Source organism: Polaribacter sejongensis (assembly GCF_038024065.1).
Lineage (GTDB): Bacteria > Bacteroidota > Bacteroidia > Flavobacteriales > Flavobacteriaceae > Polaribacter > Polaribacter sejongensis.
Genome location: NZ_CP150667.1, coordinates 1538685 through 1552500, shown reverse-complemented (window position 1 = coordinate 1552500; position 13816 = coordinate 1538685). Strand labels below are relative to the sequence as shown.

Below are 13816 nucleotides of genomic sequence, written 5' to 3'. Positions count from 1 at the left end.
AAAAACTTGTAAGCTACCTTGATCAGATCCATCATCTCCAATTACTCTAATGCGGTAATAGTTATATCCATAACCAGAAGATATTTCTATTCGTTTATTTACTGTTACTGGTTCCCATCCTGTTGCTTCTCCAAATAAAACTGGTTCTCCAACATTAAACCATTCACTTCTTTCTCCGGTATCGTTATCTAAAATATATTGATACTGATACTGAAGTCTTAGTGTTGTGGGTACCCCTGGGGTTTCATAAAGTGAATTATGAAATTTAATCCATGTTGTTTCACCTGTGTTTTCTGTAGTTATTTTTGGGTATTCTCCATAATCTACTATAGTTGGGTCTTTATCAAAATCATGCACAATTAGAGTCGTTTTTCCTGCTGGCATTTCAATATTCTTGTCATAGACTAATGTTAAATCATCTACAGCTCCTATATATAGTTTTAGATTTATTAATCCAGATTCTGTAGTATAAAATTTACCACCCGTAGAAGATCTAGGTATAAAGCTATTAATAGGTAATGAATAAGTTTCATTGCTTAATAACTCATCATTTAATTCGATCCTATTTATAGTGCTTGCGGTTCCACTTGCTAGGGGAACTACATAATGTATTTGGAATTGTGCTGTTGTTTCGGTATCAATTTCTGTTGTGTCATATTCTACAACGTGTTCTTCACAGGCTGTAATTAAAAATACACAAACCAGAAAGAGTCCTATTTTAGTTATATTTTTCATGTTTTTTAGATTTCTTAAGTTGAACATATACTTTATTGAGGTAAATCTCCTGGATAGACAAACCATGGAATTGACGTGTGATAATTCTCTGCTGTTCCTGAAATAGGTTTAAGTATTTCTAAAGAAGGTATATTCCACATATATTCTGAATTGAATCGTGGTCTTATTCGGTAACTTGGTGAACCTTCATTTTGTGTGTAATAAGATCCTTTTCTTCCTTCTACTTGTGCAGGTGCTAAATAAAAACCTTTATAAACTTTAGTATCGTCGGTGTCTTTTTTCTGATCTACTAGTGCATGTACAAATCCATTACCTGTGCTAGGAACATCTCCTGAATACTCAATATCATAATTATATTTACGCATATCCACCCAAGCTTCTGAAGCTCCCCATGGGTATAAAGAAACCCATTTTTGCATCATAATATGTGATAATGTAAATTCGTTTAATGGTAATGCTCCAGCATAAGGTCCGTTTAAGTACTCTGATGCAAGTGAATTAAAAACACTTGTTGTAATTTTGTCACCTCCACTAGCACTTCCTTCACTTCCTGTACTTATATAACGAGCTGTTGTTTGCATATCTGCACTAACACCTCTTTTGAAAGCTTCAAAAGCATCTGTTTTTTGACCCAACTTCCAATAGGTTTCTGCTAAACAAAATTGAATTTCAGAGTATGTGGTTAATATATATGGTGCATCATCTCTATAAATCCATCTACCAGTACCATCATGAACTGTACCTTGGTATTGAGAAGATAAGGTTCTTCCGTAAAATGATGGAGCTTGTCCTATAGGTCCTGTACTACCAGTAAATGAACCTCCATAATATTGATACGCTTTTATACTGTCTGTATTATTTAAATTTAAATATGTTGGATTACTTTCTGTAGCCAATTTAACTGCAACTCTAGGATCATAATGACCTAATTCATTTGTTAAGGTATCAGTTATAATTTGTTTATCTGCAAGTTCAACCGGATGATAATAATTTGTAGTATTTATAATATGAATTTTATCTCCTGTTGCATCCTCATATTTAGGAACTGTACCTGTAAATACTTGTACTGCATAATCATGTTGAAAATAGCTGTAACTTAAATTACCTCTTGCCGTTCCCCAAAAATTATTATAGCTACTGTATGGTGCAGATTGTGATCCACCACCTACTGAAACAGTAGCATCATCACTAGGACTTTGGAAAGATTTACCTGCTGCAGTAATTAATTCTTGAGCATATGTTCCTGAAAAGTCTGATTTATTACTTAAAGAAGCTAAATTACGGACAATAATTGCGTATGAAAATTTCTTCCACATTTCTTTATCACCACCATAAATAAAATCATTATTAGTTAATTTATCACCATATGATTGATCGTCAGTTTTTTCTAACATTTCAATAGCTTCATAAGCCCATTCACGAACTTGAGTGTAGACATCTTTTTGATAATCATAATCATGCTGTAGTAAACTAGGTACAAATGCATCATTCATTGGTACTTCTCCATGAACTTTTGTCAATAAATCCCAACTGTAAGCTTTCATTGCTAAACCAATTCCTGCTAAGGTCCAATCTTCTGCTTCTATAGATTGATTGATTAAGTTTTCTAGATTTTGACCTTGACTCCAATAAGTCATTCTCCAAATTTCTCCTCCAGCATCGCTTCCTAAATTATAGTAATTGCTAGCAAAACTTGTGTAACTACTTGTACCCATCATTTGTGTCATCGGAGCAATTGCTCTTAGATCATAATAAATACCTTGGTATTGTTGGGTAATTCCTGCTAGGTATAAATATCCTTCTACTTCAGCAGGTGCATCTATATTATTATTTACATCGAGATATTCTTCACAGCTAGTAAAACTGAAAAAAGCTATAAGTATGTATATTAATTTATTTTTCATGATTTTTAATTTAAGGTTAAACTGATTCCTACTGAATAGCTACGAGGATTTGGAATAGACCAAATATCAATACCTTCACCACCCGTACCTCCTGCAGCTGCAGAAACTGAGTTACCCACAGCATCAATACCTGAATAATTTGTCCAAGTAAATAAGTCGTTTGCTACAAAATATAGGTTCACTTGAGAAAAAAGTTTAGATTTATTAAGTAATTCTTCATCTAGACGGTAAGAAAAACGTAATTCTTGCATACGTAAATAGTTTACATCTTTTTCTAGCCAATCTTCGTCTCCTCCTGAAAATATAGAAGAGCCATACATACTATAATCTACTGCTATTGTATTTTGAGTTGGGTTAGCTGAATTCTCATTACCATCTTGAATAACACCATTAAATATTTGTGGACCACTTTCTCTTAAGTCTACTGATTCCCAACTATTACCTCTATACATCATATCTCGTTTTGTACCATTTACAACAGTAGCTCCTAGACGTCCTGCAAATAAACTAGATAATCTAAAGTTTTTATATTTAAAACTAGTACTCATTCCAAAACGTAATTTTGGTTCTCTGTCTCCAATAATAGACCATTCACTAGCAGTGATAGGCAATCCTGTAGTTGGACTAATTAATATATCACCATTATCATTTCGTTCGTATGCTCTACCTGTTATAGTTGAAATTGATTCACCTTGCATAATACCATTTCGGATGTTTCCAGAAGTCCAAGTATAGGCATTATAATATTCTGTTACATTTTCTGGTAGAGAAACAACTTCTGAAGTTCCTTGAGATCCATTGATACCAAAATTCCAAGTAAAGTCATTATTTCTTATAATATCAACATCAATATTTGCTTCCCATCCTTTTGTTTTAAATGTACCTACATTTAATGTGTTTAATACAAATCCTGTTGCATAACTTAATCTAAAACCCCTTACTATCTGATCTGAATTTTCTGTTGTAAAATAAGTGAAACTTGTTTTTACTCTATTTTTAAACAAACCTAAGTCTATACCAATTTCATTTGCAGTTGTAATTTCTGGCTTAAGTTCTGGATTAGGACCAGTGTAACCATATTTGAAGCCTCCACCTGTTAAATTAGTTTTTTCTAATTGTGGGTCTATTTGTAAAGGACTTGCATCTTTACCTACTTGAGCCCATGAACCACGTAGTTTAAAATGATTTATAGTTTCATTATCTTTTAAGAAATTTAAATCAGATACAATTAAAGCTCCTTCTACAGCAGGATAGAAATAACTGTTGTTTTCTACAGGCAATGTTGAGGACCAGTCATTTCTTGCTCTTAAAGTAATAAAAGCTAAATTATTATATCCAAATTCGAATGAACCAGAAATTCCTTGTACTCGTCTTGTAGTATTTCTTTGGCTAGATGTTTGAGTTAAAGGATCTGTGTTGTTGATAGACTGAAAATCTGTTGCAATAAAATTACTACCATAACTACTAGTTCTAGTTACTCCATTTTCTACTTGGTGATATCCTAATTGACCTGAAAATGAAAATTTGTCGTCAAAATATGTATTACTATAACCACCAAGGATATTAATTGTTGGATCAGAAAAATTTGACTGAGTTATGTTATAACTACCTTCACCAGCATTATCATACGCATAATAAGGATGCGTAGATGTTACATAGGTTTGCATACCAACATCCCAACCAACTTGCGCTCTAACAAATGTGTTTTTCATTGGCGTCATATTCAAAGAAATATTACTGATAAATCTATCTGATTCATCATAATACTTATTGTTATTCATTCCAAAAAGAGGATTTAATAAATCTACATCAAGGTAATAATCAGGTGTTCTCATATGGCTACCGTCTTCAGCTAGATAATTACTCATATCATCTACTCTAGGCCATAACATAGCGCGATATAACGGACCTGAAGTACCTGTTCTAACCTTGTTGTTTTCTGTATTGGTATATTGCAAAGCTCCTTCAAAAGTTAACCAATCTGTAACTTCTGCTTTACCAGATAAACTTAAATTAGTTCTTTTGTATTTAGTAGTTTTTACAACACCAGTTTCGTTTAATTGCGAAAAACTACCACGAATAGTTGCTTTATCAGATCCTCCGTCTACAGAAACATTGTATCGTTGTTGAACACCTGTTTGAAGTATTGCATCAAGATTATCATAAACCTTTGTGTCTTCTGGATACAACCCTCCAAATTTACTTGTGTAATAGTAGTTTGTTGTTCCTTTAGCTCCGTTAGAATATTTGTCTTGCATTTCTGGATAACCATATGCGTTACTAAATTTTAGAAAATTACTAAATCGAACAGTTCCTTTACCAGCAGTACCTTTTTTAGTGGTAATAATAATTGCTCCGTTAGATGCATCTGAACCGTATAATGCCGCAGCACCAGCTCCTTTTAAAATTGTTATAGATTCTACATCATCAGGGTTAAAATCGTTACCTCTAGAAGAAAAGTCCATGTCACGTACAGAGAATTCTCCACCAGCCATTCCGCTCGGATCAAAAGTAGAGTTGTTCATAGGAATACCATCCACTACATAAAGCGGTTGATTATTACCAGATATAGAGGTAATATTTCTAAGAACCACATTGGTAGAGGCACCAGGATTTCCACTTGTAGATCCTACATTAAGACCAGCAACTCGACCTGCTAATGCGGTAATAAAATTTTCTCTACCAGAATCTTCAATAGTTTTTCCATCAACATGCTGAACTGAAGAACCGATACTACGTTTTACACGTTTTAAACCAAATTCTGCAGTTATAACAACTTCACCAAGAACAGAAGTGTCTTCTTCTAAAACTACCTTGGCAGTTGTGCTATTAACAACAACTTCTTTTTTTTGAAAACCAATAGAAGAGAAAACTAGCGTTTTACCTTTTGCAACTGATATATTATAATTTCCATAAAAATCAGTAGATGTTCCTTTATTACTCCCTTTAATTACAATAGTAACCCCTGGTAAAGGCGTATCAATTTTATCAACAACGGTACCTTTCACAACTATGTTTTGTGAAAATAGTACGGAAAATGAAGTTGTAAAAAAAACCAGAAGTGTTACTTTAATTTTTTTAGTCATAGTTATTATTATTGATTAGTTAAGACAAACTTAACATTTTATTACAATAATCTTGCATTTTATTTATTTTTTTTGCGTCATTTTTGCGTTTTTACTGCATTTTTGTAGTTATTTACTGTTGCTTTATTGCGGTATTTTATTTTTATTATATCTAAATATAAAGTATTGTTAATTTTATATACCTGTTTTTATGAATAATATTGATGATTGTTTATAATTGCATTTAGATAAAAAAAATATTTTTTTTATCTTTTCTTAAACGCTCAAGTTGGTGGGGAAGAAGTATATTCTCTTTTATTATTTCAAATTTTTTGAAATAAGTAGAAAATCATATAGTAAATATTACTTTTAGAATGGGAGTGATTATTGAAGCGGTAAAATGATGTCGTTAGAAAACACTTTAGAAATGAAATTTTTATTATTTTCTAATAAATAGAATATCAAGTTTAATAGTATATTCCTCTTTTACTTAAAAAAAGAAAATATGTTACTTAACATTGTTATTACTTATATAGAATTAGCGTTAAATAAGGTTATATTTTAAATATTCAGCTTTTAGACTGTGGTTTTATAAGAAAAAAGTGATTTCTAAAGCTAGATTTTTTATTTTCTTAAACTTATGATAGCCGAATATCTCTTAATAAGGTTTATATGGCTATTACTCACAAAACCTTTGAATGGTTTCGTGAGTAATAGTCATTGTTATGTCGATATTATTGTTTTGACTTCAGTATTTAAAGAGATGCATTTGTTTTAAAAGATGAATATCTCACAGATTTATTTTTTATTAGCATTACTGCTAATAAACATTTCATTTTTTTCTTCGGAAATAATAGCTAAAAGTCTTTCGTAATGTTTTAATACATCAGAAATTAGTTCATCTTTAGTAAAAAGACGTACGTCATATCCTTTTCTATAATCACCAAAATAAGTTATAGGAAGGTATGAACAATCTTCTTCAAATCCTCCAAGGTTGTCTTCATCAATTAAATATTGAGAAACTAATTTTGATTGATTTTTTACACCGTATACAAAATTATTAACGACATCATACTTAATTTCGATTTCTACACTTTTGGGTTTTTCGGAAAAATGAACAGTTGCTTCAATTCCATTATTTACAAATTCTTGATGAAGTTCTTTAAAGGCTGGTTTAACCGTGTTTTCAATAAATTCATCAACAGATTTTTGGTCATCGTATGAAATAATTTGTTTTAAACGTTCTTTCCAAAATAAACCAGACCAAGGGGTTACTTGAAAATCACGTTTGTAATAATCATTATCTATAGCGAGTGCTTTTACAAGGCTCACCACAAATAAAAGAATAATTATAGAAAACGGTAGTGCTGTAATAAGCGTCATGCTTTGTAAGGCTTCAAGCCCTCCAGCATTTAACAAAAATAGGGCTAGAACAGCAAGTAGAATTCCCCATCCTGCAGTTTGCCATTTGGGTGAATTTTGTGAGTTCTTACTAGAGATACTATTCATTACAAACATACCTGAATCTGCAGATGTTACAAAGAAAATAAGAATGATAGAAATAGCTAACAAACTAATTACCTTAGTGAATGGAAGGTATTCTAAAAAATTAAACATCAAGGCATCAGGATTACTAGATAATTCACTAAGTAGTCCATTTGCGACATTAATATCAAACCAAATAGCGCTATTTCCGAATACAGACATCCAAATAAAATTGAATAATGTTGGTATGATTAATACTGCTGAAATAAACTCTCGTATAGTTCTTCCTTTCGAGATTTTAGCAATAAAAAGGCCTACATAAGGAGACCAAGAAATCCACCATGCCCAGTAAAGTATGGTCCAATCGTAAAACCAGGGCAGTGTTTCTTCTTCATAAATATGTGTATTAAATGTTAGTTTAAAAAAGTTATGAATATAACTTCCCATTCCTTCAGTAAAACTACTTATTATATAAACAGTTGGGCCTAGAAATAAAACAAATAATAATAAAATAACAACACTAATAATATTAATATTACTCAGTATTTTAACACCTTTATCTACTCCAGTTACTGCAGAAATAATGGAAATAGAAACCAATACGCCTACTATTATAATCTGATACATAAAACTACTCTCGGGTACTATGTTTAGGGTTTCTAATCCGGAATTGATTTGAACAACACCAAATCCAAGTGTGGTTGTTATTCCAAAAAAGGTACTGCAAAGAGCGAATACGTCAATTGCATTTCCCCATTTTCCTTTAACCTTATCTTTCAGTATTGGATATAAACAGCTTCGTAATGAAAGTGGAAGTTTGTATCTATATGCGAAGTAGGATAATGATAATCCTACAGTACCATAAATAGCCCAGGCATGAATTCCCCAATGGAAAAAAGTATATAACTGAGCATTTTTTGCAGGACTAATAGTACTGTTGCCCATTAATACTTCATTGGAGTAATGTTGCATAGGTTCTGCTACACTAAAATACATTAACCCAATTCCCATACCAGCGGAAAATAGCATTGAAACCCATGAAAAGAAAGAATAGTCTGGCTTGCTATCGTTACTTCCTAGCTTAATATTTCCATACTTACTAAACATTAAATAAACCAAGAAAATAACAAATATGGTAACACACCAAACGTATACCCAGTTAAAGTTAACAAATATGAAGTTTTTAACCTTATTCAGGAGGGTTTCTGTAAATTCAGGAAAAATAGCAGAAATTAGACAAATGGAAATTATAAAAATCAGACTAGGTATAGTTACGCCTTTATCTAAAGTGGTTTTGGATCTAAAAGAATTACTCATATTGTAGTTTTCTTAAAATATATAGGTTGATTAATTTAGTGGTCTGTTTAATACTGTTTTCAAGAGGTAAACTTTAATTTGTAGTCAAGATAAAGCTAATAAGAAACAATAAATGTAGAAAAACAGTTGTATCGACAAAATTACAATAAAAATAATGAATCTAAAGGATTTCGATAGCCAATGGCCTTTGTATCTAATATGTATTCAGAATAAGCGGAAGATTCAATTTTATACTTTTTGAAGTGCCTTTTTAAGACAAAACCATGTATAATTATATTTTTAGAAAATAGGAGGTAGGAACTTATTAGCTTTATATGTCTGTTGAATCTTAATATTAATTATGATGAAATTATAAATATTTCTCAAGAATAATATTCAGGATTATTTTATAATGACATTTATATGAAAATATTTTATAGTTTTAAATAGTAATTTTTATGATGCTACTACGTTATAAAGTATATTTGTAAATTGAAACTAAATTAGTTAATGATAAAATTATTTTTTATTTCTATTTTATTTTTTTCTATCTCCTTAACTGCTCAAGTTGGAGGAGAAGAAGTGTATCAGTTTTTAAATATTTCTACTTCTGCGAGACAAGTAGCTTTAGGTGGTGAAGTTTTAACACTTTTAGATGATGTTAACCAGCCAATTTGGAATCCTTCTGTGATAAGTGTTGAAATTGATAATAAATTATCTGCAAATTACACGAGTTACTTAGCTGGTATAAACATTGGTTCTTTAGCATTTGCAAAAACTATTTCTAGAAGATTTGGAACGATACACGGAAGTATTAAATATATTGATTATGGTTCTTTAATAGGAGCTGATGAGGAAGGAAATGAAACAGGTAATTTTAATGCTAGTGATATTGCAGTTTCAGCGGGGTATGCTCTAAATATACCAAGATCAAATATTTTTGTTGGTGCTAATTTGAGGTTTATCAATTCTAATATTGATAGTTATAGTTCTGTTGGTGTTTCTGCAGATTTAGCAATTTTATATAATAGCCCTTATAAACCATATACATTTACTTTAGTTGCCAGAAATATAGGCGCTCAAATACAAACATATAATGGTGTAAAAGAAAAAATGCCGTTTAAAGTTGCATTAGGAGGTTCTTATAAATTAGAACACGTACCTTTAAAATGGTATGCGACCATTGATAATTTACAAAAATGGGATATTTCTGTAGCGAATCCGTCTGATCAAACAACCGATTTGGAAGGCAATGTTACGAATGAAGATGTAGGCTTTTTAGGAAATACTTTTAGACATTTTGTTATTGGAGGTGAATTGTTCCCTGAGAGTTTAATTAATTTAAGATTGGGATATAATTTTAGAAGAGCAGCGGAATTAAAATTACAAAACGCTAGAACTTTTAGTGGTTTCTCTTATGGATTCGGAATTCAAATGAACAGATTAAAGTTTAATTATGCGTATTCTAAATTTCATTCAGCAGCAAATGCAAGTACTTTTAGTTTATTAATAGATTTAGATAGTAGAAGGTAATATGAATAAAAAAATTATAATAGCTATTGATGGTTTTTCATCAACAGGGAAAAGTACCATTGCTAAATTAGTAGCAAAAAAGTACAATTATATTTATGTAGATACAGGTGCAATGTATAGAGCAGTTACCTTATTTGCAATGAACAATAATTTTGTGAGTAAAACTCATTTAGATGAAAAAGGACTTATTTTAAACCTAAAACATATTTCTCTTACATTTAAATTTAATGAAGATTTAGGTTTTGCTGAAATGTTTTTAAATGCTGAGAATGTAGAAAAAGAGATTAGAACTTTAGCCGTTTCTCAATTGGTTAGTAAAGTTGCTGCTATTTCTGAAGTAAGAAAAAAGTTAGTAGCCGAACAGCAACTGATGGGAAAAAATAGCGGTATTGTTATGGACGGTAGAGACATTGGTACAGTTGTTTTTCCGGATGCTGAATTAAAGTTGTTTATGACGGCTTCTGCAGACAAGAGAGCAACAAGACGTTATAAAGAATTGATTGATAGAGGTGATAAAGTAGATTTTAAAGACATACTTTTTAATGTAGAAGAAAGAGATAGAATAGATTCTACCAGAAAAGATTCTCCTTTAATGAAAGCAAAAGACGCTATTGAGTTTGATAATTCTGATATGGGAATTAACGAACAGTTTGATCGTATTTGTTCTATAGTAGATAGAAGAATCGAGGGATAGTACAAAGTTTACAAAATAGTCTAGCCCTGATTGAACCTTTCGGAAAGATCAAGACATGCTTATTGTTTGAGCTCTTTTTTATTCCTTTTTAGGATAAGAAAAGCGAGTAGTGAAAGCAGGAAATAGCTTCTAATAAAAGTATAAAATACCTGAATATTATGGAATATTCAGGTATTTATGTGTTTGTAAAGAAATTTTCCATTTTGGATTTTTCATTACATAATCTACAATTTCTGCAGTCATCTTTTCTTTTTTACTCCATTCTGGCTGTAAATAAAGCTGACATTTAGCACCGACCTTAGCGGCTTCTTGCTCTGCAAAATCAAAATCAGATTTGTTATGAATAATCATTTTTAACTCATCTGCTTCAGGATAACATTCGGCTAGAGGCATTTTTGTTTTCTTAGGCGAAAGGCAAAACCAATTCCATTTTCCCGAAAAAGAATACGCTCCAGAAGTTTCTATATGCGTTCTAATATTGTTTTTCTGAAGGTTTTCTGTAATATAATCCATAGACCACATTAAAGGCTCACCACCAGTTATAACAACGGTATTAGCATATTTTTTAACGTTATCTACAATAGTATCTGCTAAAGTAGGTGGGTGCAATTCTGCGTTCCAACTTTCTTTAACATCGCACCAATGGCAACCCACATCGCAACCACCAACTCTAATAAAATAAGCGGCAGTACCTGTATGAGCACCTTCTCCTTGTATGGTATAGAACTCTTCCATTAACGGAAGCATTATTCCTTTATCTACTAAATCTTTTGTATTTTTATCCATCTTCATTAAAATCTACCTAAAAGGTTTTAAGGGTGCAAAGGTAGTTTTTTGTATATCAACAATAAAAGGAATAATAAATTAATTGTAAAGTGTTATAAATCAAAACATTTTTGTAAATTTGCACTCCTTTTTACGAGAACAGATTTATAAAAGGAATATTTAAAACAATTTATAAAAACAACTCTTTGCGTTTATATCGTTAAAATCTGATAAACAATAAGATACAAAATTATTATTCAGAAATGTCTGAAGAAACAAAAAACACTGAAGAGCAGGTAGCTGCTACTGAAGTACAAGCAACAGCGACTCCAGCTGTAGATCCAACACAATTTTTAGCTGATTTTAACTGGCACAAATACGAACAAGGTATTGAAGCTGTTGATGAAGAAAAATTACAAGCATTTGAAAAAGCGTTAGAAGGAACTGTAGGTTTTGTAAACGAGCGTGACGTAATTGAAGGAACTGTAATCAGAATTACTGATAGAGATGCAATCATCGATATCAATTCTAAATCTGAAGGAGTTATTTCTTTAAACGAATTTCGTTACAACCAAGGTTTAAAAGAAGGAGATACTGTAGAAGTATTAGTTGACAAAAGAGAAGATTCTTCTGGTCAATTAGTATTATCTCACAAAAAAGCAAGAGTTATTAAAGCATGGGAACGTGTTAACAATGCTCATGAAACTGGTGAAGTAGTTAACGGTTTCGTTAAATGTAGAACTAGAGGTGGTATGATTGTAGATGTTTTCGGAATTGAAGCATTCTTACCAGGATCTCAAATTGACGTTAAGCCAATTAGAGATTACGATCAGTATGTTGAGAAAACAATGGAATTCAAAGTTGTTAAAATCAACCACGAATTTAAAAACGTTGTTGTATCTCATAAAGCTCTTATTGAAGCTGATATTGAATTACAGAAAAAAGAAATTATTGGTCAATTAGAAAAAGGACAAGTATTAGAAGGTATTGTTAAAAATATTACTTCTTATGGTGTCTTTGTTGATTTAGGTGGTGTAGACGGATTAGTACATATTACTGATTTATCTTGGTCTAGAATCAATCATCCAAATGAGGTTGTAGAATTAGATCAAAAATTAAACGTTGTAATTTTAGACTTTGATGATAACAAATCTAGAATTCAATTAGGATTAAAACAATTATCTGCTCATCCTTGGGAAGCTTTAAACAACGAATTAAAAGTTGGTGATAAAGTAAATGGTGAAGTTGTTGTTTTAGCTGATTATGGTGCGTTTGTAGAAGTAGAACAAGGAGTAGAAGGGTTAATTCACGTTTCTGAAATGTCTTGGTCAACTCACTTACGTTCTGCACAAGATTTCGTAAAAGTTGGAGATAAAGTTGAAGCTCAAATTTTAACTTTAGACCGTGAAGACCGTAAAATGTCTTTAGGTATCAAACAATTACACCCAGATCCTTGGACAGATATTACTACTAAATATCCTGTAGGTTCTACTCACACTGGTACAGTTCGTAACTATACTAACTTTGGTGTATTCGTAGAATTAGAAGAAGGTATTGATGGTTTAGTTTATATCTCAGACTTATCTTGGACTAAGAAAGTGAAGCATCCATCAGATTTTGTAACTGTTGGTGATAAACTAGAAGTACAAGTATTAGAATTAGATGTAGAGAACAGAAAGTTAAACTTAGGTCATAAGCAAACACAAGATAACCCTTGGGATGCACATGAAGCTACGTATGCAATCGGTTCTAAACATGAAGGAACAATCAAAGAAAAGAATGATAAAGGAGCAGTTGTAACTTTCGCTGATGGCGTAGAAGGATTTGCACCTACAAGATTCTTAGAAAAAGAAGATGGTTCTAAATTAGAAAAAGGAGACAAAATCGAATTTGTAGTTTTAGAATTCTCTAAAGAATACAGAAGAGTTGTTGTTTCTCATACATCTTTATTTAAAGAGCAAGAGAAAAGAAATGTGAAAGTTGCCGTTAAGAAAGCAGCAGACGCAGAAAAAACTACCTTAGGAGATATTGGTGGTCTTGCAGCATTAAAGAAAAAAATGGAAGAAGGTAAATAATCATTTACATTTCTAATATATTTTAAAAGCCGATACAATTTGTATCGGCTTTTTTTGTGCTTTAAAATTTCTAAGAATTTTGTAGGTTTCCAGTATTCAAAAAAAATATTTTTTGAATACTGAACACTGCCAACTCTTTTCTGGGCATTCCCCAAAAAGGTCGGGTTTTTATATTTCAATATTTTGTTCATCCTTCAAAAAATGATTTTCTATTTACCTCTTAACGTAATCTTCTTGCCAAATTTCAAGAATTATTAAAGATTA

The 13816-nt window shown here is 31.3% G+C and carries 8 protein-coding genes (1 of these 8 running past the window's edge); 3 read left to right on the top strand and 5 right to left on the bottom strand.

The annotated features are described in order from the left end of the window. The 4 genes from WHD08_RS06515 to WHD08_RS06500 form a co-directional block, all read right to left on the bottom strand. Positions 1-735: the 5' portion of a hypothetical protein gene (locus WHD08_RS06515; RefSeq protein ID WP_165729999.1), read on the bottom strand. Its footprint begins 132 nt before the window's first position; the window shows 735 of its 867 coding nt (coding positions 1-735); it begins with the start codon at positions 733-735; the stop codon falls past the left edge of the window. A gap of 32 nt (positions 736-767) precedes the next feature. Beyond that, positions 768-2639 (bottom strand): SusD/RagB family nutrient-binding outer membrane lipoprotein, encoded by a 1872-nt coding sequence (locus WHD08_RS06510; protein WP_208888783.1) that lies wholly within the window; start codon positions 2637-2639, stop codon positions 768-770. A 5-nt stretch (positions 2640-2644) separates the two neighbouring features. Further along, positions 2645-5725, bottom strand: a complete 3081-nt coding sequence (locus tag WHD08_RS06505) for a SusC/RagA family TonB-linked outer membrane protein (protein ID WP_165730003.1) — start codon at positions 5723-5725, stop codon at positions 2645-2647. 777 nt (positions 5726-6502) lie between these two features. Then, positions 6503-8506: a BCCT family transporter gene (locus WHD08_RS06500; RefSeq protein WP_165730005.1), complete on the bottom strand. Its 2004-nt coding sequence runs from the start codon at positions 8504-8506 to the stop codon at positions 6503-6505. A 489-nt stretch (positions 8507-8995) separates the two neighbouring features. Between WHD08_RS06500 and porQ the strand changes: the two genes are divergently transcribed. Further along, the gene (porQ, locus tag WHD08_RS06495) at positions 8996-10018 is read left to right on the top strand and encodes a type IX secretion system protein PorQ (RefSeq protein WP_208888784.1); all 1023 of its coding nucleotides are present in this window, start codon (positions 8996-8998) and stop codon (positions 10016-10018) included. Position 10019: 1 nt separating this feature from the next. Further along, on the top strand, positions 10020-10712 hold the full coding sequence (gene cmk, locus WHD08_RS06490) for a (d)CMP kinase (protein WP_208888785.1): 693 nt from the start codon (positions 10020-10022) through the stop codon (positions 10710-10712). Between the two features lie 156 nt (positions 10713-10868). Here the strand turns inward: cmk and WHD08_RS06485 are convergent, their stop codons facing one another. Next, complete coding sequence (locus WHD08_RS06485; RefSeq protein ID WP_208888786.1) at positions 10869-11498, bottom strand: 7-carboxy-7-deazaguanine synthase QueE; 630 nt, start codon at positions 11496-11498, stop codon at positions 10869-10871. Positions 11499-11740: 242 nt separating this feature from the next. Here WHD08_RS06485 and rpsA point away from each other — a divergent pair, with 242 nt between their 5' ends. After that, on the top strand, positions 11741-13552 hold the full coding sequence (gene rpsA / locus WHD08_RS06480) for a 30S ribosomal protein S1 (protein WP_165730013.1): 1812 nt from the start codon (positions 11741-11743) through the stop codon (positions 13550-13552). The last annotated feature ends 264 nt before the right edge of the window (positions 13553-13816 follow it).

Coding starts and splice junctions, on each gene's coding strand:
- porQ (WP_208888784.1), top strand. CDS start 8,996: ATGATAAAATTATTTTTTATTTCTATTTTATTTTTTTCTATCTCCTTA.
- WHD08_RS06500 (WP_165730005.1), bottom strand. CDS start 8,506: ATGAGTAATTCTTTTAGATCCAAAACCACTTTAGATAAAGGCGTAACT.
- rpsA (WP_165730013.1), top strand. CDS start 11,741: ATGTCTGAAGAAACAAAAAACACTGAAGAGCAGGTAGCTGCTACTGAA.
- WHD08_RS06510 (WP_208888783.1), bottom strand. CDS start 2,639: ATGAAAAATAAATTAATATACATACTTATAGCTTTTTTCAGTTTTACT.
- cmk (WP_208888785.1), top strand. CDS start 10,020: ATGAATAAAAAAATTATAATAGCTATTGATGGTTTTTCATCAACAGGG.
- WHD08_RS06485 (WP_208888786.1), bottom strand. CDS start 11,498: ATGGATAAAAATACAAAAGATTTAGTAGATAAAGGAATAATGCTTCCG.
- WHD08_RS06505 (WP_165730003.1), bottom strand. CDS start 5,725: ATGACTAAAAAAATTAAAGTAACACTTCTGGTTTTTTTTACAACTTCA.